Source organism: Streptomyces sp. NPDC012794 (assembly GCF_042901085.1).
Taxonomy (GTDB): domain Bacteria; phylum Actinomycetota; class Actinomycetes; order Streptomycetales; family Streptomycetaceae; genus Streptomyces.
Genome location: NZ_JBIBCI010000001.1, coordinates 363,223 through 383,284, shown reverse-complemented (window position 1 = coordinate 383,284; position 20,062 = coordinate 363,223). Strand labels below are relative to the sequence as shown.

16 protein-coding genes are annotated in these 20,062 nt (G+C 73.3%); 9 read left to right on the top strand and 7 right to left on the bottom strand.

Annotated elements, in window-relative coordinates; all coding sequences use genetic code 11:
• The first annotated feature begins 208 nt into the window (after positions 1–208).
• From ACFY7H_RS01785 to ACFY7H_RS01770, 4 genes are all read left to right on the top strand, one after another.
• Positions 209–592, top strand: a complete 384-nt coding sequence (locus tag ACFY7H_RS01785; protein ID WP_388931567.1) for a hypothetical protein — start codon at positions 209–211, stop codon at positions 590–592.
• Positions 593–663: 71 nt separating this feature from the next.
• Positions 664–1,290, top strand: a complete 627-nt coding sequence (locus tag ACFY7H_RS01780; protein WP_388931564.1) for a hypothetical protein — start codon at positions 664–666, stop codon at positions 1,288–1,290.
• 213 nt (positions 1,291–1,503) lie between these two features.
• Positions 1,504–2,223: a DUF4142 domain-containing protein gene (locus ACFY7H_RS01775; RefSeq protein ID WP_388931562.1), complete on the top strand. Its 720-nt coding sequence runs from the start codon at positions 1,504–1,506 to the stop codon at positions 2,221–2,223.
• Between the two features lie 4 nt (positions 2,224–2,227).
• Positions 2,228–3,619 (top strand): DUF1996 domain-containing protein, encoded by a 1,392-nt coding sequence (locus ACFY7H_RS01770; protein WP_388931559.1) that lies wholly within the window; start codon positions 2,228–2,230, stop codon positions 3,617–3,619.
• A 129-nt stretch (positions 3,620–3,748) separates the two neighbouring features.
• Here the strand turns inward: ACFY7H_RS01770 and ACFY7H_RS01765 are convergent, their stop codons facing one another.
• Positions 3,749–4,999, bottom strand: coding sequence for a PucR family transcriptional regulator (locus tag ACFY7H_RS01765; protein WP_388931556.1), 1,251 nt, complete (start codon positions 4,997–4,999; stop codon positions 3,749–3,751).
• A 454-nt stretch (positions 5,000–5,453) separates the two neighbouring features.
• Here ACFY7H_RS01765 and ACFY7H_RS01760 point away from each other — a divergent pair, with 454 nt between their 5' ends.
• From ACFY7H_RS01760 to ACFY7H_RS01740, 5 genes are all read left to right on the top strand, one after another.
• The gene (locus tag ACFY7H_RS01760) at positions 5,454–6,452 is read left to right on the top strand and encodes a hypothetical protein (protein ID WP_388931553.1); all 999 of its coding nucleotides are present in this window, start codon (positions 5,454–5,456) and stop codon (positions 6,450–6,452) included.
• A complete protein-coding gene (locus tag ACFY7H_RS01755; RefSeq protein WP_388931550.1) occupies positions 6,449–7,900 on the top strand; it encodes an NADH-ubiquinone oxidoreductase-F iron-sulfur binding region domain-containing protein in 1,452 nt (483 codons plus the stop codon). The genes ACFY7H_RS01760 and ACFY7H_RS01755 overlap by 4 nt, the downstream gene beginning before the upstream one ends.
• 153 nt (positions 7,901–8,053) lie before the next feature.
• Positions 8,054–9,073 (top strand): SCO0930 family lipoprotein, encoded by a 1,020-nt coding sequence (locus ACFY7H_RS01750; RefSeq protein ID WP_388932246.1) that lies wholly within the window; start codon positions 8,054–8,056, stop codon positions 9,071–9,073.
• Between the two features lie 107 nt (positions 9,074–9,180).
• The gene (locus tag ACFY7H_RS01745) at positions 9,181–9,627 is read left to right on the top strand and encodes a hypothetical protein (protein WP_388931547.1); all 447 of its coding nucleotides are present in this window, start codon (positions 9,181–9,183) and stop codon (positions 9,625–9,627) included.
• 189 nt (positions 9,628–9,816) lie between these two features.
• Positions 9,817–11,388 (top strand): alpha/beta hydrolase, encoded by a 1,572-nt coding sequence (locus ACFY7H_RS01740; RefSeq protein ID WP_388931544.1) that lies wholly within the window; start codon positions 9,817–9,819, stop codon positions 11,386–11,388.
• Between the two features lie 117 nt (positions 11,389–11,505).
• Here the strand turns inward: ACFY7H_RS01740 and ACFY7H_RS01735 are convergent, their stop codons facing one another.
• The 6 genes from ACFY7H_RS01735 to ACFY7H_RS01710 form a co-directional block, all read right to left on the bottom strand.
• On the bottom strand, positions 11,506–12,246 hold the full coding sequence (locus tag ACFY7H_RS01735; protein ID WP_388931542.1) for a class I SAM-dependent methyltransferase: 741 nt from the start codon (positions 12,244–12,246) through the stop codon (positions 11,506–11,508).
• 141 nt (positions 12,247–12,387) lie between these two features.
• A complete protein-coding gene (locus ACFY7H_RS01730) occupies positions 12,388–12,801 on the bottom strand; it encodes a PaaI family thioesterase (RefSeq protein ID WP_388931539.1) in 414 nt (137 codons plus the stop codon).
• Between the two features lie 56 nt (positions 12,802–12,857).
• Complete coding sequence (locus ACFY7H_RS01725) at positions 12,858–14,882, bottom strand: FAD-dependent oxidoreductase (protein ID WP_388931536.1); 2,025 nt, start codon at positions 14,880–14,882, stop codon at positions 12,858–12,860.
• Between the two features lie 292 nt (positions 14,883–15,174).
• A complete protein-coding gene (locus ACFY7H_RS01720; protein WP_388931533.1) occupies positions 15,175–18,198 on the bottom strand; it encodes an alpha-mannosidase in 3,024 nt (1,007 codons plus the stop codon).
• A 122-nt stretch (positions 18,199–18,320) separates the two neighbouring features.
• Positions 18,321–19,163, bottom strand: coding sequence for a carbohydrate ABC transporter permease (locus tag ACFY7H_RS01715; RefSeq protein ID WP_388931530.1), 843 nt, complete (start codon positions 19,161–19,163; stop codon positions 18,321–18,323).
• The gene (locus tag ACFY7H_RS01710) at positions 19,160–20,053 is read right to left on the bottom strand and encodes a carbohydrate ABC transporter permease (protein ID WP_388932242.1); all 894 of its coding nucleotides are present in this window, start codon (positions 20,051–20,053) and stop codon (positions 19,160–19,162) included. Before ACFY7H_RS01710 ends, ACFY7H_RS01715 begins: the two co-directional genes overlap by 4 nt.
• Between the last annotated feature and the right edge of the window lie 9 nt (positions 20,054–20,062).

Sequence of the window (20,062 nt, the reverse complement as noted above, 5' to 3'; positions counted from 1 at the left end):
TAACACCGGGCCGCACCCCCTCGCACGCGGACACGCGGCCGCCGGATCGGCACTCACCTGCCCGGCCGCCGCCGGCCGGAGCACGGCCGGCGGATCACGGCCGACCGGATCGCGGCCGTGCCGAGCGCGGGCGACCCGATTGCGGCCGCGCCGGGGGCGGCCAATGATGGATTCAGGGGCTCCAGCCGATCTCGCCCCGGGACACGCCATGACCCAGCCGAAGGAAACCGCCACCCGCAAGCCGCTCCCCCGCTTCGAGGAGGCCGAAGGGCTGGGCCCCTCGGACGCGGCTTTCGTACGGGACCTCGTCGAGGTGTTCGAGAAGCACGGGAACCTGGACCGCTTCGGCCTGTGCCTCCTGCACGACCACTTCCCGCTCGGCCCGGACGAGGTGATGGTCGAGACGAACGACCCCGCGACGCGCACCCTGCACGCCCACGTGGAGAAGAAGGACCGGACACGGCACGTCAAGCCCTCCCAGTGGAGGTTCGCGCCGCACGGCGCGGAGCCCGACGGGGGCGGCCCGTACCAGGTGGTCATGCTCTGCGACCCGCTCGACCTGTGCCCGGGCGACGGGGGCGGCCGCCGGTGACGGTGGGGCCGACCGGATGGCCTCGCCCGGCGGGCCGTCTGGTGGCGCGCGTCGCCGGGTAGTACCGGTACGTGCTCTCCTTGCCTGCCGACCACCGCGGCCTACGTGAGCGTTTCGCCGCGGAAGGCTACGTACCGCTCCCCGGACTCGTGCCGCTCGACCGGCTCCCCCTGCTCCGGCGCGAGATCCGCCGCCTCGAATCGATGGCGGCGCACCAGGACCCGGCGACCCCGCCCCGGCCGATGACCACCCTCGGCGGACGGATCATCGCCGAGGAGTCCGAGCTGATCCCACGCGTCTACCACGACCCGGCACTGATCGGGCTGGTGCGCGGGATCTCCGAGCTGGACGCCGTGACCGTCGCCGATCCGCTGGAGCGGCACGTGGTCGACATCCTGCACCCGCACGGCGACGCGCACGGCGCGCACCACCACGCCCACCCGCTGGCCCTGGTCGTCTTCACCGAGGCGCCCGGGTCGGCCCGCGACGGCGGGCTGCTCCAGTACGGGCCCGCCGGCGGTGCTCCGCCGGCATCCGACGAGCTCGCGCGCCGGGCTCATCACCGCCCAGGCGACGGCTACCTGCTGCGCAGCGACACCACCGCCCACCGGGTGACCGGGCTGCGCCGGCCGGGACTGCGGCGGGTCGCGCTGAACTTCGCGTACACCACGCCAGACCGGCAGACGGCGGCAAGATAGCAGCCCTCCGAGGGCTTGCCCGGATGTTTATCCGATGGTGATGGTCCTTCCGCGGCGCCCCCGGACGGGGCGCTAGCGTCCCGTGGCACCCCAGGAGTTCGGGTGCGCACCGCAGGGCGCCTGCCGCCGCTGCCGCCCCGCTCCTCCTGCCTGCCCACGGAGCGAGGAGGCACTGTGCTGTCACTGCGACGGCGATCCGTCAGCGGCTTGTCGGTGGCCACGAGGTACACGATCGGGAGCGCTCTGGTCATCACCGCCCTGGCCGTGACGCTCATCGCGCTGCTGATCCCCGTCTCGAAGTTCGGCGACCGGGACCCGGCCGCCGTGGCGGGGGCGGCCGCGGCTCCCGGTACCGACGACGACGGCGCCGGGACCATGAGCACGGCGTACGGGCCCCTGACCGCCGCGGACCGGGACTTCGTCCGCAAGGTGCGGCTCGCCGGACTGTGGGAGGGCCCCGCCGGGCGGCAGGCCCAGCAGCGCGGGACCCGCTCCTCGGTGCGCACGGCCGGGACGCACCTCGTGGAAGGCCACGCCGACCTGGACCGCCAGGTGATCCAGGTCGGCCAGGCCCTCGGCGTGGACCTCCCGGACGGGCCCAGTGCCCAGCAGCAGGACTGGCTGAACCAGCTGACGAAAGCCCCCGGCGGCGAGTACGAACGGCTCTTCGTGCAGTTGCTGCGCCGCGCGCACGGCAAGGTGTTCGCCCTGCTGGCGCAGATCCGGGCGCAGACCCGCAACTCGATGGTGCGCGCCCTCGCCACCTCGGCCAACGCCACCGTGCTGGACCACATCACGGTCCTGGAGGAGACCGGGCTGGTCGACTTCGACTCCCTCTCCGACGCGGGCCGGGCGCCCGCCTCCCCCGCCCCGGTCCACCACCAGGGGGCCGCGCCCCCTCAGATGTCCGACCGACGAAACGAAGTGAAGTGATCGCATGAGTCACAAGGGCCACAGGCGCCCCCGGTTCAAGCTCCTCGCGGTGGTCTCCGCCCTGGTGCTGGGCGGTGGCGGCGCCGCCGTCGTCGCCGGCAGCGCGAACGCCGGCCAGGACGGCCGCACGGGGCAGGTGACGGCCACCATCGACTGCCCGGACGTGGGCGACCGCCTCACCTCCGTCCCCGACCAGGCCAGGGGCGAGGTCGACGAGAACCTCGCCCAGCTGGACGTCCAGGTGGCCGACGCCTACCGTCAGCTCGCCTCCGGGCAGGTACGGGACGAGAAGCAGAAGGACGCCCTCCTCGGGCGGCTGCGGGACCAGCGCGCCACGACCATCAGCCGGGTGTCCGACGCGATAGGCCGCTCCTCCGGACGCCCGGAAGGGCTCGAGGAGCTCAGCGGGTGCGAGATGAAGGAGGCACCGGCCGCCCCCGACGAGGAGGCGCCCGACGCGGCGGCCGCCGCGGCCGACGGCCCGGACGCCGCCGCCCGGAGCTTCGGGCAGAGGGGCGGCCCGGCCCGGAGCGACTTCGTGGACATCACCAAGGTGAAGCCGAACGTACGCACCCCCGAGCCCCGGCGGGGCGCCTCCAAGGGCTCCTTCACCTCCGAGTGCGGCCGCAACGAGAACGGCCACTTCAACCCCGACAACGTCATCGTCGCCCCCGGCGTCTCCAACGGCGCGCACCACATGCACGACTACGTGGGCAACAAGACCACCGACGCCTTCTCCACCAACGACAGCCTCGCCGCCTCCGGCACCACCTGCGGCAACGGCGACCAGTCGACCTACTACTGGCCCGTGCTGCGGCTGCGCGACGGCCGGGCGGAGAAGGACGCCAAGGCCCCGGGCGGCGGGCAGGACGCCAACGTGGGCACGATCCTGCGGCCCAAGCAGGTCACGATCAGCTTCAAGGGGAGCCCCGTAGGCCAGGTCAGGGCGATGCCCCGGTTCCTGCGGATCATCACCGGTGACGCCAAGGCGTTCAGCAACGGCACGGCCAACGCCAACGCCTCCTGGAGCTGTACCGGCTTCGAGGACCGCCAGCTGAAGGACAAATACCCGGTCTGCCCCAAGGGCAGCGACGTGGTGCGCACGTTCACCTTCCAGAGCTGCTGGGACGGCCGCAACACCGACAGCGCGAACCACCGCACGCACGTGGACTTCGCGGACGGCGACGGCCGCTGCAAGAAGGGCTTCACGGCCGTGCCGCAGCTGGTGCAGCGCATCACCTACGGCGTGGCACCGGGGGCGCGCTTCGCCGTGGACAGCTTCCCCGAGCAGCTGCACAAGCCGGTGACCGACCACGGCGACTTCATCAACGTCATGTCGGACGCTCTGATGGCCAGGGCCGTGGCGTGCATCAACAGCGGGCGCAGCTGCCGCTGAACCGGCGCGGTCCCTCCCCTGCGTACGGGCGGGGGGGGGGGGGGCGGGGGGGGGGGCGGGCCCCCCCGCCCCCCGCCCCCCCCCCCCCCCCCGCCCGTACCAGTGCGTCCGAGGACGGGCCGCCGCGTCTCACAGCCCGTTGACGCGTGCCATCCGTCCCGCCGGAGGGGCGAAGTCGGCGGTGACCACCCGTCCGTTCCTGCGTCCGGTACGGGAGTTCTGGCGCCGCACCTGCGCCATCAGCCGGCGGCTGCGCAGGGCCATCTCCAGCTCGAAGCGGGTCCGGGGGTCGCGCAGGCCGGGTCCGAAGAGCTTCTCCAGCTGCCGCATCCGGTAGCGCACCGTCTGCGGATGCACGCTCAGGGCCTTGGCCGCCTCCGGGGCGCCGCCGCCCTCCAGCCAGGCGAGCAGCGTGACCTCCAGCCGCTCGCTCTGCCGCGGGGTGAGGTCGGCCAGCGGCTTGAGCCAGCGGGCGGCCAGGGCGTGCGCGAGGGGTTCGTCCTGGAGCAGCAGCAGGGTCGAGAGGTGGTCGTCCACGAAGACGGCCCGGGCGTCCAGGCCGCCGCGGTGGGGCGTCAGCGTGAGCAGGCGCAGCGCCCAGCGCATGGAGGAGGCCGTGTCGCGCAGGGGAACGGCGTGGCCGACGGCCGCGAACCTGCCGCGCAGCGGGAGTTCGAGGGCGGCGCGGGCGTCGGGGTCGGAGCTGGGGAGCAGCAGGCAGGGCCGGCCCGCGAACATGCCGGCGAGGGCGTCGTCGAGCACGGCCGCCAGCTGCTGGGTCTCGCCGGGGGTGGCCAGGGCGACGGCCCGTACGGCGGGCGGCAGGGGCCAGTGGGCGGCCTCGGCGAGTTCGCCGAGGGAGTTCTCGCACGGGGAGCGGTCGTCGGTGAGGGCCCGGAAGAGTTCCTGCCGCGCCCGCTCGGGCGGGGCGGCGGGATCCTGGCGGGGCGGGTGGCCCGGGCCGGGGTCGGGGCCACCCGCGGGGTCGTGCTCGCGCGCGGTCTCGCGTACGTGCTCCCGTACGCCGGCGCGGGTTTCCTCGACGCGGCCGTCGTGGCGGTCTTCGTCCGGAGCCGCGACGGGGGTCGCGAGGGGAGCCGCGGCGGGGGGTGCGACGGGTTGTGCGGCGGGGGGCGGACCCTGGGGGCCCCGTTCGCCCGCGTCGCGGTATCCGAGAGCGCAAAGAAGGGCTTCCTCCACCCTCAGCCTGAGCAGATCGTCATCGATGGCATCGTTGTCATCGACAAGTGCGGAAAATCCCGGAATTCCATGCAGAAGCTCCTCCACTATCTCCGCGGCCAGCGCGGGGAGTTCCCTGCGCAGGACACGGGTCCACTCTCCGCGCGGGCGGGACCAGATGCGGTTCAGAAGTTCGCACATCGTTTCCTCGTTCTTGCCGGGGTGAGGCCTGTCCGGTGCAGGGGTGACAGACCCTCCAGGGTTGCCTGCCTCGCCAACAACCCTGTCTGCCAAGAGAGTTGCAGCCACGGCATCCCCTTCTGGAGGGTTCCGGCCACTTTGCTCCCCGCGGGTTTGCCTTGTTTTTGCTCTCGGGGACGCATGGATGACCGACGACGCGGTGGCCTGTCACGACCTCCACTGGAGGGGAATCTTCCGGGGTTGTTCGATGCGCCGTAGACGCGGCGCGAGAAATTATCACGTTTCGATAAATCCTGTGGAGATGCTGCGCAGCTCCACGATGCTGCTGCACTCCGGCCCCCGAGCCCTTCGGCCGGCGCGGGAATTCGCAGCGCTGCCGGCCGTCCCCGTCCCCAACCCCCGGGTGCCGAGCGCCAGGTGGACCGCTCGGAGCCCGGGTGCTCAGGAGAACCGCATGCCCCTGCCCCAGCCGCACATACCCCGCTCCCACAGGGCCCGACGCAGGAGTCGCCACGCGGCGGAGGCCGCCGCGGCTCCGGCCGCCGGCCGGCGGGCCGTCCGGCGGCCCCCGCTGCTGCCCGCCCCCGGAAGGCTGCGCACCAGCGCCCTGTGCGCCGCCGGCGCCGCCCTCGTCTCGCTCCTCGTGGCGGCCCGTGCGGGCGCCCTGACCCGCCTGTGGGAGTTCCTCGACTTCGGGGCGGGCGTGCTCTCGCTCGTCTGCCTGACCGCCACCGTCCTGTGGGGGCTGGTGGCCACCGACCGGGTGCTGCTCGGGTCCGGTCACCGGCTGCTGGCCCAGGGCGTGCACCGCGGCCTCGCCGTGGCCGGCCTGGGCTTCCTCGGCCTGCACGTCTGGGTCAAGGTGGCCGAGCGGCAGGCGGCGGCCGCCGCCGCCGTGGTGCCGTTCGCGGACCCGGACCGACCCGTCGTCATCGGCCTGGGGACCCTGGCCGGATATCTCTTCGTGGCCGTGGCGGTCTCCGGGGCCCTGCGTAGTGTGTTCGCCACCAAGAGCCGGTCGCTGTGGTGGCGGGCCCTGCACATCGGTGCCTATCCGGCGTGGGGCGCGTCACTGCTGCACGGACTGAAGGCCGGCCGCGCCGCCGACACCTGGGTGACGGCGGCCTACGGACTGTGCCTGGCCGGGGTCATCGGCCTGCTCGCCTTCCGCCTCCGGGCCCGCGGGCTCGGCGCCGCCTGGCGGCCCTCCGCCCCGCAGCACACCGGGGCCGGGGAGGCGCCCGCCCAACCCGGCCGCGTACGCCCGTTCTTCATCCAGGACGTGCCGCTCGCGGACCTGCTGGTACGTCCCCGTCCGAGCAGGGGCGCGGCTCCCGTTCCCCCGCCGCGTACGCAACCGCCCGGGCCGGCGCCGTACGCGGGCGCCGCGGCGGGTCCCGGCGGCGCCGGACGGCGGGCCGGGCGGCGCGGCGAAGGGGAGCGGTGGTCGTGAGCGGCGCCGCCCGCCCCGGCCTCGGCTGCGTGGGCACCCCCCGGCTGCTGGCCGGGCTCGACCGGGATCCGCGGCTCGACCGCGACGCCCATCTGGCGGCGCACGGACCGCTGCCCCGTTACTCCCCGGAGGAACTCGCCGCCCTGGCCGCCGACATCGACCTGCGGGGCCGCGGCGGAGCCGGCTTCCCCTTCGCCCGGAAGCTGCGTGCCGTCATGGGCTCCGCCCAGGAGCGGGAGGGGCCGACGGCCGTCGTGGTCAACGGCAGCGAGGGCGAGCCGAGTTGCCTCAAGGACACCGCCCTGCTGCTGCACGCCCCGCACCTGGTGCTCGACGGCGCGCTGCTGGCCGCCGCCGCGGTCGCCGCGCAGGAGGTGGTGGTGGCCGTCACCCGGGCGGACGTGGAGCGTTCGGTACGCGACGCCGTGGCCGAACGCGGCCCGGGCGGACGCCGGGTCCGCGTGTCACGGCTGCCCGAGCGTTTCGTGACGGGCGAGGGAACGGCCCTGGTGGGCGGGCTGAACGGCGGCGCGGCCCTGCCGTCGGGGCGGCGGGTGCGGACCAGCGAACGGGGTCTGGGCGGGGTGCCGACGCTGCTGTCGAACACCGAGACCTACGCCCAGCTCGCCGTCGCCGCCCGGATGGGCGCCCCCGACTACCGGACGGCCGGCCTGCCCTCCGAGCCGGGCACCGTGCTGCTGACCGTCGCCGGCCACACGGTGGTGGAGACCCCGACCGGGACCTCGCTGGCGTACGTCCTCGACCTGTGCGGCACCCGTACCGGCCAGGGCGTACTGGTCGGCGGATACCACGGGCGCTGGCTGGATCCCGGGGCGGCCCGATCGGCGAACGTGTCCCGGGGGTCCCTGTCCGCCTTCGGCGCGGTGCTGGGGGCGGGGGCGGTGCTGCCGCTTCCGGAGGACACCTGCCCGGCCGGGGAGGTCGCGCGGGTGACGCGCTGGATGGCGAAGGAGTCGGCCGGGCAGTGCGGGCCCTGCGTACGGGGACTGCCCGCGCTGGCCGACGTACTCGAGGACGCCGTACGGGGCGGGGGGCGCGGCGCGCTCGACGCCGTGGAGGCGCGGCTGAGAGCCGTACGGGGCCGCGGCGCGTGCAGCCACCCCGACGGCACCTCGCACTTCGTGGCCTCCGCGCTGGCCGCGTTCCCCGACGAGTTCCGCGACCACGCCCTCGGCAGCGGCTGCGGGCGCCGGACCGTGGGGGCACTGCCGCTGCCGCGGGACGAAAGCCCCCTGGAGCGGCTGGTGGTGGACTGGACCCTGTGCAAGGGGCACGGGCTGTGCGTGGACGTCCTGCCCGAGGTCGTACGGCTCGACGCGGACGGCTACCCGGCGGAGGCGTCCATGCCGGTGCCGGGTCCGCTGCGGCCCAAGGCGCTGCGGGCGGTGCGGCGCTGCCCCGCGCTCGCGCTGCGCATCCAGGAATGAGCGGGCGCACGTGCGCGGGACGCTCCCGTGTTCATTCTTGGCGCGATCTGACAAATTCCCGCGGATATCGGCTCCGGCGGCTTTTCGCCCCGTATCAATGACCCAGGAAACGAGCACCACGGGACCGAATCCCAAGGAGAGATCGTGAAGACAATGCGCCGGGAGAAAATCGCCGGGTCGGCGGTCGCGGTACTGCTGCTGACGGCCGGTTGCGGTGTCGCCGACAAACCCGCTTCCAAGGCGAATGCGGTCCAGCCCGCGGGATCCGGAAATCAACTCGGCGCATACGGCTCCGACGGCGGCTCGGGATACGGTCCGGGCGCCGGATCCGGGTCCGGCGAGGGCTCCGGCGCCGCCCCGGCGGCCGGCGCCGGGCAGAGCGGTCCGGCCGGGCAGCTCCAGGTGCGGGAGACGGCGAACGTGGGCTCCGGCGTCACCGACGGCGAGGGGTTCACCCTCTACCGGTTCGACAAGGACACCGCCAAGCCGCCCAAGTCCAACTGCGAGGGCGACTGCGCCAAGGCCTGGCCGGTCGTCCCGGCGGACGGGGCCTCGGCGGGGGCGGGCATGGACGCGGCCCTGCTCGGTTCCGTCACCCGGGCCGACGGCACCACGCAGCTGACGGTCGGGGGCTGGCCGGTGTACCGCTACGCCAAGGACGCCAAAGCCGGGGACGCCCTCGGTGAGGGAGTCGGCGGCACCTGGCACGTCCTGGGGCCCGACGGGAAACCGGCCGGCTCCGCGAAGGCCCCGGGAATGCAGGGACACGGAACGGAGAAGGAAGGAGGAACGGGAACGGAGGAAGAGGGGAAAGCCGCACTTTCGGTCCGGAAGGATCCCCGGCTCGGCACCATCGCCCAGAATGCGGAGGGCTGGACCCTCTACCGTTTCGACAAGGACAGTGCCTGGCCGATGAAAATCGGCTGTGTGGATTCCTGTACGGACAGCTGGAAGCCCGCCGGCCCCGTCGACCCGTCCGAGGTGTCGGGAATCGACGCGAAACTGGTCGGTACGGTGAAACGGCCCGACGGTACGGAGCAATTGACGATCGACTGCTGGCCGGTCTACACGTTCACCGGTGACAAGGCCCCCGGGGACGTCAACGGGCAGGGCAAGCAGGGTCTGTGGTGGGCCGTCACCGACAAGGGGAAGAAGGCCAAGGCGGCCGGCTGAGCCGGCCCGGAACACCCGAGAGCCGTGGTGCCCGGCCCCCTCCCCTCCCCGCCGGGCACCACACCCCTTCTCCTCCCGCCCCTCCCCCGTCAGTCAGTGAGGTCGCCATGCCCCCGTACGACCGCCGAAGCCTCCGCGTCCTCGCGGCCGGTGCCGCGCTGTGCGGTGCGCTGCTGACCGGTGGCTGCGCCGGAGGTCCGCCCGCGCACGGCGGCGCGGCGGCCCACGCGGACGGGGCGAGCGGCGGCCCGTCGGGGAGGACCGCCACGGTGGAGGAGCTCGCCGCCGCCCTCGGCTGCACCGCCGACGTGAGCACGGAGGCCGACGAACTGCGCCAGGGGGCCTGTTCCACCGGCCAGGGCGCCTACCGCCTGACCACCTTCGCCGCCGAGCGGGGCCTGCGGTCCTGGCTGGCCGAAACACGGGTGTACGGCGGCGTCTACCTGGTGGGGAACCGATGGGTGGTCACCGCGCCGTCGGCGGACGCCCTGGCCGGGCTCCGCGAACGCCTCGGCGGCACTCTGGAGTCCGGCACGGAGCACTCCGGGCACTGACCGGCGGAGGCCGTCGGCGTGCCGGTCCCCCTTCAACGGGCCCGGCGCGTCGGCCAGTTGTCCGGATCTTCCTCATTCGCGAGGTGCAGGGAGACGCACGAGAGCCGCCCTGAGGGATGATTCGCCCCGCCGCCGGCGTACCCCAAGGTGGGCAGGGACCCGCCCCCTCTCCGAAAGGAACGGCTCTTCGTGCGCATGAAACGGCTCGCGCCCCTGCTCGCCACCGCCGGCCTCCTCGCGACCTCCGTCCCCCTGCTCTCCGCCACCCAGGCGGCCGCCGCCCCCGGTCCCGACGACTACCGTCCGCGGCAGCCCGCCTGGCACCGCTGCAGCCCGGATCAGCCGGCCTCGTACGAGTGCGCCACCCTCACGGTGCCGCTCGACTACCAGCGGCCCCGCGGCCGGACCATCGACCTCGCCATATCCCGGGTCAAGAGCCAGAACCCGGCCAAGCGGCACGGGGTCATGCTCCTGAACCCCGGCGGTCCCGGCGGCCCGGGGCTCGATCTGCCGCTGATGATGGACCAGGCGATGCCCAAGGAGGTCAAGGAGCGGTACGACCTGATCGGCTTCGACCCGCGCGGCGTCGGGGCCAGCAGCCCGATCAGCTGCGGGCTGAACGAAGCGGAGCAGAACTTCCAGCGCCCGTACCGGCCCGAGACCTTCGCCTCCGACGTCACCTGGGCGCGGACCGTCGCGGACAAGTGCCGGGAGAAGGCCGGTTCGGTGCTCCCGTACATCACCACCCGCAACACCGCCCGCGACATGGACGCGATCCGCCAGGCCCTGGGCGAGCGGAAGATCTCCTACGTGGGCTACTCGTACGGGACGTACCTCGGCGCGGTCTACACGCAGATGTTCCCGTCCCGGACCGACCGCTTCGTACTGGACAGCGGGGTCGACCCGCAGCGGCTGTGGCGCGGCATGTTCCAGGTCTGGGCCACGGAGGCCGAGCCGGCCTTCGCCCGCTGGGCGCGGTGGACGGCCGAGCGTGATGCCGAGTACCGGCTGGGGGCGACGCCGGAGGCGGTGTCGGCGACGTTCTGGGGGCTGGTGGCCCGGGCCGACCGGGAGCCGGTCGAGTTCCAGGGGATGAAACTGACAGGTGATGACATCCGGACGATGCGCCCGCTGTTCTTCTCCCCGCAGCAGGCCGCTCCCTTCGTCAGCGCGCTCAAGGCGGCCGCCGAGGGCGCCCCGCAGCCCGCCGGCCTGACGGTGCCGGACCTGAGGAAGGTGCTGCGCGCCGCGGACCCGGCGTCCGACAACGGCACGGCCGTCTTCTGGTCCGTCGTGTGCGGGGACACCGATTCCTGGCCGCGCGATCCCGGCCAGTACGCGCGGGAGGCGGCGCGGGACAAGGCCCGGTACCCGCTGTACGGGGACTTCGCGTCCAACATCAAGCCCTGTGCCTTCTGGCAGCGGCCCGCCGAGGCGGCCACGCCGATGAGGACCCGGGCGAACGTGCTGACCGTCCAGAACGAGTGGGACTCGCAGACCCCGCTGGTCAGCGGGCAGGGCCTGCACCGGGCGCTGACGGGTTCGCGGATGGTCCTGGCGATGGGCGGTGAGGGTCACAGCGTGTACCTGGCCGAGCCCGGCTCGTGCGTCAACGCCCCGGTCAACTCCTACCTGTCGACGGGCCGGCTGCCCGCCCGGGACGTGACCTGCCGGTCGGTCCCGGCCCCGGCGCAGCGCCAGGACGTCCGGCCGTCGCCGGCGTCGCCGCTGCCGTTCCCGGCGGGACCCCTGCGGTTCTGACGGCGGCCCCGCCGCGCGGCCGGCCCGCGCGCGTTCCGCCGTACGGAACGCGCGCGGGGCCGCGCGTGCGGTCACCGCGCGTGCGGGGGCCTCTCGTGCGGGGACCGGACCCCGGGGTCAGGCGCGGCAGCGCAGCATGGTCAGCGCGGGGTTGGCCGCGAAGTCGGCCCAGAACTCCTCGCCGTACTCGCGCAGGCCCGCCTCGGAGATCTCCAGCGGGACCCAGGTCAGCTCGGTGAAGCCAGCCGCCCGCAGCGAGTTCTCGTAGACCTCGCGGCGGGGCGGGTGGACGGTGAACGAGATCGGCGGGTCGAGGAGCGCGGTGACCCGCGTGTGGGGCCCGATCTCGTTCTCCCCGCCGACGGCCTCGCAGGTGAACCCGTACTTGGCCAGGGACGGACCGCCGAAGCGGAAGTCAGGGTTCTGGCCGAAGAGGAAGAACTCGGCCCCCTTCGCGAGACTGCGGTGGACGGCGCGGCACATCCGCTCGATGGTGGCGACGCTGTCGGCGTAGTTGAACGCCTGGACCGCGATCCCGATGTCGAACGGCTTCTCGAACGCCCGCAGTTCGGCGATGTCACCGACCTCGTAGGAGATGCCCAGCGGCTCCTTATCCTCGATGGACCGGGCGGCGGCGATCATCTCGCCGGAGATGTCGACGCCGAAGACCTCGGACGCGCCGCGGCGCTTGAACTCCCGGCTGTAGAAGCCGGTTCCGCAGGCCAGGTCGAGGACGGACCTGTCCTTCACGTCACCGACGAGGGCGAGGAAGCCGGGCACCTCCCCGTAGCGCGCGAGGGGGAGGGTCTTGAAGCCCTCGAACGCCTCGCCGATCTCGTCGTACAGCTGACCGCTCATCGTACTGCTCCCCGTGTTCATGGGCGGCGGCCCTTCCCGCGGGCCGCGGCTTCTGACGGAGAGTCTTCACTCTGGTCGGCGGAGCGCCGTACTGGCGGAAAGCACGAATACCGGCGGTCTTCGTGCTCGTATCGAATGACGTCAGCCGAGCAGGGCGTAGACGGTGGAGGCCTTCGCCGCCGGGTCCTCGGCGCCCTCGGGGGTCATGGTGATGTCGGCGAAGGCCATGCGCTTGCCGAGTTTGGTGATGCGCACGTCGATCAGTACGTCGGCGCCGGTCACCGGGCGCTGGAAGCTCGTCGACTGCTGGACCGTGGTCATCGGGCCGTACGCCCCGCGCGCGGCGCAGACCGCGATGACGGTGGCGGTGTCGGCCGCGGCCATCAGGGCCTGGCCGCTGAGACCGCCGCCGTCGCGGGCCAGGGAGTCCGACCAGGGCAGCCGCAGGACCGCGTGCCGCTCGCCGGTCTCCTCGACCCTGAGGCCGAGGGCGAGCACCCAGGGGGCGAAGTTGTCGGTGAGGATCTTGTCCGCGTCTGCCGGTGTCAACGTCACCCGCCGATTGTGGCGGCCCGGTGCGGGCCGCCACAACTCCCCGTAGGGAGACGGCCTCAGAAGCCGGCGGCCAGTTCGGTGCCCTGGCGGATGGCGCGCTTGGCGTCGAGTTCGGCGGCGACGTCGGCGCCGCCGATGAGGTGCGCCTCGATGCCTTCGGCGCGCAGCGCCTCGTACAGGTCGCGGCGCGGCTCCTGGCCGGTGCACAGGACGACCGTGTCGGCGGGCACGAGGCGCGGCTCGCCGTCGACGGTGATGTGCAGGCCCTCGTCGTCGATCCGCTCGTACGTCGCGCCGGCGACGGAGACGACCCCGCGGTGCTTGAGCTCCGCGCGGTGGATCCAGCCGGTGGTGGTGCCGAGGCCCGCGCCGACCTTGGTGGTCTTGCGCTGGAGCAGGGTGACCCGGCGCGGCGTCGCGGGCCGCTCGGGGGCGGTGAGGCCGCCGGGGCCGGCGTAGGCGGTGTCGACTCCCCAGTGCCGGAAGTAGACGTCGGGGTCCTGGGCGGCGCCCTCTCCGCTGTCGGTGAGGTACTCGGCGACGTCGAAGCCGATGCCGCCGGCGCCGACGACTGCCACGCGCTCCCCGACGGGCGCGCCGTCGCGCAGTACGTCGAGGTAGCTGACGACGTTGTCCCGGTCCACGCCCTCGATGGCCGGGGTGCGGGGGGTGACGCCGGTGGCGACGACGACCTCGTCGTAGCCGCGCAGGGCGTCGACGTCGGCGCGGGTGTCCAGGCGGACGTCGATGTCGTGGGCGGCGAGCTGGGTGCCGAAGTAGCGGATGGTCTCCTCGAACTCCTCCTTGCCGGGGATGCGGCGGGCCACGTCGAGCTGGCCGCCGATGTGCCCGGAGGCCTCGAAGAGGGTGACGGCGTGGCCGCGTCCGGCCGCGGTGACCGCGCAGGCGAGGCCGGCCGGGCCCGCGCCGACGACCGCGACGCGCTTCTTCGTCCGGGTGGGCGACAGGACGAGTTCGGTCTCGTGACAGGCGCGCGGGTTGACCAGGCAGCTGGTGATCTTGCCGCTGAAGGTGTGGTCGAGGCAGGCCTGGTTGCAGCCGATGCAGGTGTTGATGGTCTCCGAGCGGCCGGCGGCGGCCTTGGCGACGAAGTCGGCGTCGGCGAGGAAGGGACGGGCGAGCGAGACCAGGTCGGCGCGGCCGTCGGCGAGGATCTCCTCGGCCTTCTCCGGGGTGTTGATGCGGTTGCTGGTGACGAGCGGCACGCTCACCGCGCCCATCAGCCGCTTGGTGACCCAGGTGTAGGCGCCGCGCGGGACGGAGGTGGCGATGGTGGGGATGCGGGCTTCGTGCCAGCCGATGCCGGTGTTGATGATGGTGGCGCCGGCCGCCTCGATCTCCTTGGCGAGGTGGACGACCTCGTCGAGGGTGGAGCCGCCGGGGATCAGGTCCAGCATCGAGAGCCGGTAGATCAGGATGAAGTCGTCGCCGACGGCCGCGCGGGTGCGCCGGACGATCTCCAGCGGGAAGCGCACGCGGTTCTCGTACGCGCCGCCCCAGCGGTCGGTGCGCTTGTTGGTGGCGGCGGCGATGAACTCGTTGACGAGGTAGCCCTCGGAGCCCATGATCTCGACGCCGTCGTAGCCCGCGAGCCGGGCGAGGCGGGCGGCGCGGACGAAGTCCTCGATGGTGCGCTCGACCTCGACGTCGGTGAGCTCGTTCGGGACGAAGGGGCTGATGGGGGCCTGGATCGCGCTGGGGGCGACGAGGTCCTTGTGGTAGGCGTAGCGGCCGAAGTGGAGGATCTGCATCGCGATCTTCCCGCCCTCGGCGTGCACCGCGTCGGTGATCACCCGGTGCTCGGCGGCCTCCTCCTCGGTGGTGAGGCGGGAACCGCCCTCGAAGGGGCGCCCGGCGTCGTTGGGCGAGATGCCGCCCGTGACGATCAGGCCGGCGCCGCCGCGGGCGCGCTCGGCGTAGAAGGCGGCCAGGCGCTCGAAGCCATGCGCGTGCTCTTCGAGGCCGGTGTGCATCGACCCCATGATCACGCGGTTCGGCAGGGTGGTGAAGCCGAGGTCCAGGGGGCTCAGCAGGTGCGGGTACCGGCTCTGGGAACTCATGAGGGGGCGCCTCCTCGCGCGGGGGTGATGAACCTGTTCTAGCGAGGAGGACACCGTTTTGCAACTAAGTGCATAACCGGGCGGAGGCGCCGGAGGCCCTCCGCGCCGGTGCCACGGGCCCGCACGGACCGGGCTGTGGCGCAGTTCACGCGCGGAGGGGGCGGCGGGCCGGGGCGGGCGGACGCCGGCGGACACCCCGGAGCGGCGCCCGGGAGCAGCCGGGGCGTCGCCGGCGGTGGCACCGGGTTGCCGCCGGGGAGCCGGGCCGCGGGCCGGCCCGGCTCCGCGGACCTCACCCGCGCCGGAGGCGGACCGTGACGATCTGGAACGGCCTCAGGGTGAGGGGCACCCCGCCGTCCGGGGCCGGCGGCCCCACCGCCGTACCCGCCAGCGGGCGCTCCAGCAGGTCGCTCTCGACCGCCGCCTCGACAGGGAAGCCCGGTGAGAGCGTGGCCCGGGCGCGGCCGCCCCGGGACTCGTAGAGCCGCACGACCACGTCCCCGCTGCGGTCCTCCGCGAGCTTGACCGCCTCCACCACCACCGCGTCGTGGTCGACGGCCAGCAGCGGGGCGACCGGGCCCGCGCCGGGCAGGACCCGTTCGGGCAGGTTGAAGGCGTGCCCCTCGCGCACCGCGTCCCCGATGTCCGCGCCGGGCGCGAGGGAGAAGCGCAGGGTGTGCCGGCCCTGGTCGGTCTCCGGGTCCGGGTAGCGGGGGGCGCGCAGCAGGGAGAGGCGGACGGTGGTGGTCTGGCCGCCGTCCGCCCGGATGTGGCGGGTGACGTCGTGCCCGTACGTGGAGTCGTTGAGCAGCGCCACGCCCCACCCGGGTTCCCCGGCGTGGATCCAGCGGTGGGCGCAGATCTCGAACTTGGCCGCCTCCCAGGAGGTGTTGGTGTGGGTGGCGCGTTGGACGTGCCCGAACTGCGTCTCGGAGGCGGTCCGCTCGGCCTTGACGTCCAGTGGGAAGGCCGCTTTGAGGAACTTCTCCGTCTCGTGCCAGTCCACGTCGGTGGTGATGTCCACGGTCTTCGCCCCGGCCCGCAGGGTGACGGCCTGGGTGACGGCGGAGGAGCCGAAGGAGCGGGTGACCGTGACGGTGCAGGAGTCCGGTCCCCGCTCGGTGACCTCCAGGGAGTCGAGGGCGGTGAGGTCGGTGACCTTGTTGCGGTAGAAGGAGTCGATGTCCCAGGCGTCCCACATGTTCGGGAAGTCGGGGTGGATCTGGAGCAGGTTCGCCGCGCCGCCCGGGGCGAGCGCCTCGCGGCCGCCCTCCAGGTCGTACGCGGAGACGATCAGCCCCCGCCCGTCGATCTCCACCAGCAGCCGCCCGTTGGCCAGGACGTGCCCGCCGCCGTGCCGCTCCTCCACCGTGACCGGCTGCCCGGCCGGCCGGGCCCGGCCCGCGCCGCCGGCCGGGACTCCGCGCCGCTCGTGGGGGGCGCAGTTGAAGACCAGTTCCTCCTCGCCCCGTCCCGCGAGGGCGGTCTGCGCCGCGAGGGTGAGGGCGGTCAGCTCCTCGCGGACCCCCTCGTACACCGCGCGCGCCTCTCGGTGCACCCAGGCGATGGAGGAGCCGGGCAGGATGTCGTGGAACTGGTGCAGCAGGACCGTCTTCCAGAGGCGCTCCAGGTCCTCGTACGGGTAGCGGAAGCCCGGGACGCGGACGGCGGCCGTCGCCGCCCACAGCTCGGCCTCGCGCAGCAGCGACTCGCTGCGCCGGTTGCCCTGCTTGGTGCGGGCCTGCGAGGTGTAGGTGCCGCGGTGGAGCTCCAGGTAGAGCTCGCCGGCCCAGACGGGTGCGTCCTCGTACTCGGCGCGCGCCTTCTCGAAGAAGGCGTCGGGCCGCTCGATCTCCACGCGCGGGGAGCCTTCGAGGTCCCGCTGGCGCCCGGCCCGGGCCAGCATCTCGCGGGTGGGGCCGCCGCCGCCGTCGCCCCAGCCGAAGGGCACCAGGGAGCGCGAACCGCGCCCCTTCTCGCGGTAGTTGCGGGCGGCGTGACCGAGCTGGGCGCCGCCGAGGTCGCTGTTGTAGGTGTCGACGGGCGGGAAGTGCGTGAAGACGCGGGTGCCGTCGATGCCCTCCCACCAGAAGGTGTGGTGCGGGAACTCGTTGACCTGGGACCAGCAGATCTTCTGGGTGAGGAACCACTGCGCGCCGGAGAGCCGGACGATCTGCGGCATCGCGGCGGTGTAGCCGAAGGAGTCGGGCAGCCAGACGTTCCTGGTCTCGACGCCGAACTCCTCCAGGAAGAACTTCTTGCCGTAGAGGAACTGGCGGGCCATGGCCTCGCCGCCGACCATGTTGGTGTCGGACTCCACCCACATGCCGCCCACGGGCACGAACTGCCCGTCGGCCACCTTCTTCTTCACCCGTTCGAAGAGTGCGGGCCGGTGGGTCTTGATCCAGTCGAACTGCTGGGCCTGCGACATGGCGAAGACGAACTCGGGGTGCTCGTCCATCAGGGCGAGCATGTTGGAGGTGGTGCGCGACACCTTGCGGACGGTCTCGCGCAGCGGCCACAGCCAGGCCGAGTCGATGTGGGAGTGCCCGACCGCGCTGATCCGGTGCGCGGAGGCGTGGGCGGGGGCGGCCAGCACGCCGGCGAGACGGGCACGGGCGGCCGCGGCGGTCCCGGCGACGTCCCCGAGGTCGACCTCGTCGAGGGCGGAGTCGACGGCGCGCAGGATCGCGTAGCGGCGTGCGTCGTCCTCGCCGAGCTGGATCATCAGGTCGTGGAGGACGTCGAGGTCCTGTACGAGTTCCCAGACCTCCGTCTCGAAGACGGTGAGGTCCATCCGGGCGATCCGGTACAGCGGCCGGTCCCCGCTGGTGAGCCGGTCGCCCTCGTAGGTGGGGGCGTGCTCGACCAGGACGGGGTTGGAGGCGGCCTCCACGTACCACTCGATCCGCTCGCCGCCCGCCGCGGAGTCGGCCACCCGCACCCAGTCGTTGTACGGGTTGAGGGCCTTGACCTCGCCGCCGTCCGCCCGGTGGACCAGCGCCTCGCACTGGAAGCCGGGCATCATCCGGTCGAAGCCGGGGTCGAGGACGGCCTCGACGGTACGGCCCGCCCAGTCGGCGGGTACCGCGCCGGTGACCTTGAACCAGGTGGTGCCCCAGGCCGGGCCCCAGGCCTCGCCGGCCGCGCAGGGCGTGTACGGGGCGGCCAGTGCCTCGGCGACCGGGACCGGTTCGCCGGGGGCCTCCCAGCGCTCGACGGTGAGGGGGACCGGGCGGGAGTGGACGGCGGGCCGGATGCGCTCCTTGAGGACCCGGCGGAGGCGGTGTTCGGTGATGCTGCGGTCGTCGTGCATGACGGCGGCTCCAGGAGGTCGTTCGGCGACGTGGACGGACGGCGGACGCGGACGCGCTGCGGACGGCTGGCGGCTGGGAGCGGCGGCGCGGGGCGGATCGCGGGCCGGAGGGGCGGGCGGGTTCAGGTCTTGACGGCCCCCTCGCCCACTCCCTTGAAGAAGAACCGCTGGAGGGCGAGGAACAGCAGCATCATCGGCAGGAGCGCGGCCATCGCCCCGGCGGCGACGATCCGCTGGTCGCTGGTCGTGGTGGCGCCGGCCAGGGTCTTCAGACCGAGCTGGAGGGTGTAGTGGTCGCTGTCGGTGAGGACCAGCAGGGGCCACAGGAAGTCGTCCCAGGCGCCCATGAAGCTGGTGATGCAGACGACGGCCAGGGCGCCCCGGGCCCCCGGGAGGAACACCCGGGTGAAGCGGGTCCACTCCCCCGCGCCGTCCAGGACCGCGGCCTCCTCGATCTCCCTCGGGACGGCGAGGAACGCGGCCCGCATGATCATGACGTTGAGGACGGAGACCGCGCCGGGCAGCCACACCCCGACGAGGGTGTCGACCAGGCCCATCTCCCGGACCGTGAGGAACATCGAGATCATCACGGACTCGAAGGGGAACATCAGCGTCGCCACGAGGACGGTGAAGACCGCCCCGCGCCCCTTCCAGCCGGCCCGGGAGAGGGCGTAGCCGCCCATCGCCGCGAACAGCGTGTTGGAGGCGACCGCCAGCAGAGCCACCACCAGGGTGTTGCCCACGTACTGGGCGAGCGGGAAGGACTCGGCGACGCGCAGGTAGTTGTCGAGGGTGGGCCGCGAGGGCAGCAGGCCGTCGTACACGTTCTCGGTGCGGCCCCGGACCGAGGTGAGGAACTGCCAGACGATCGGCCCCAGCATCAGCACGAGCATGAGCAGCAGTACGGCGTACCGGGCGGCGAGGCCGCTCCGGCGGCGCCCGCGGCCCGTCCCGGTGGCGCTCACGCGTCGTCCCCCTTCGACAGGCGGCGGCCCAGCAGGCTGAAGACCAGGGTCAGCAGGAAGAGCAGCAGCGAGATCGCGCAGGCGTAGCCCGTCTCACCGGCGAAGCCGAGGCCGACCTGCCGGATGAGGAAGGGCAGGGTGCGGGCGCCGCCACCGGGGCCGCCGCTCTCGCCGCCGAGGACGTAGACCTCGGTGAAGACGCGCAGCGCCGAGATCGCCGAGAGGGTCCCGACGAGCAGCATCATCGGCTTCACCTGGGGGACGGTGATGCTGAAGAACCGGCGGACGGCGCCCGCGCCGTCGAGGGCGGCCGCCTCGTGGAGGGAGGCGGGGACGTTCCCGAGGGCCGCCAGGTAGAAGACCATGTAGTAGCCGAGGCCCTTCCACACGGTCACGAGCATGGCGGAGAACAGCAGCATGGTGCTGTCGGTGAGGAAGGGGATCGGCTCGGAGATGAGGCCGAGCGCCCGGAAGACGGTGTTGACGAGCCCGTCGCTGCGCAGCACCCACTGCCAGATCAGGCCCACGACGACGGCCGAGGCGATCACCGGGGTGTAGAAGGCGGAGCGGAAGAGGCCGATGCCGGGGACCTTCGCCTGGACGAGTACCGCGAGGGCCAGCGGCAGCAGCACCAGGCAGGGGACGACGACCACCAGGTACAGCACGCTGTTGCCGGTGGCCGTCCAGAAATCGGGATCGGCGAAGGCCCGGGTGTAGTTGTCGAAGCCGACGAAGGAGCCGCCGCTGAGGATGCGGGCGTCGGTGAAGGACAGGACGACGGTGTTGAGGAACGGCCAGACGCTGAACAGGGCCACCATCACCAGGCCGGGGGCGAGGAAGAGGTAGGGGGTCCACCAGCTGCGGTGGACCAGGCCCGGTTCGGCCTCCATGGCCCGTCG

Coding starts and splice junctions, on each gene's coding strand:
- ACFY7H_RS01785 (WP_388931567.1), top strand. CDS start 209: ATGACCCAGCCGAAGGAAACCGCCACCCGCAAGCCGCTCCCCCGCTTC.
- ACFY7H_RS01770 (WP_388931559.1), top strand. CDS start 2,228: ATGAGTCACAAGGGCCACAGGCGCCCCCGGTTCAAGCTCCTCGCGGTG.
- ACFY7H_RS01765 (WP_388931556.1), bottom strand. CDS start 4,999: ATGTGCGAACTTCTGAACCGCATCTGGTCCCGCCCGCGCGGAGAGTGG.
- ACFY7H_RS01760 (WP_388931553.1), top strand. CDS start 5,454: ATGCCCCTGCCCCAGCCGCACATACCCCGCTCCCACAGGGCCCGACGC.
- ACFY7H_RS01750 (WP_388932246.1), top strand. CDS start 8,054: ATGCGCCGGGAGAAAATCGCCGGGTCGGCGGTCGCGGTACTGCTGCTG.
- ACFY7H_RS01745 (WP_388931547.1), top strand. CDS start 9,181: ATGCCCCCGTACGACCGCCGAAGCCTCCGCGTCCTCGCGGCCGGTGCC.
- ACFY7H_RS01735 (WP_388931542.1), bottom strand. CDS start 12,246: ATGAGCGGTCAGCTGTACGACGAGATCGGCGAGGCGTTCGAGGGCTTC.
- ACFY7H_RS01725 (WP_388931536.1), bottom strand. CDS start 14,882: ATGAGTTCCCAGAGCCGGTACCCGCACCTGCTGAGCCCCCTGGACCTC.
- ACFY7H_RS01720 (WP_388931533.1), bottom strand. CDS start 18,198: ATGCACGACGACCGCAGCATCACCGAACACCGCCTCCGCCGGGTCCTC.
- ACFY7H_RS01710 (WP_388932242.1), bottom strand. CDS start 20,053: ATGGAGGCCGAACCGGGCCTGGTCCACCGCAGCTGGTGGACCCCCTAC.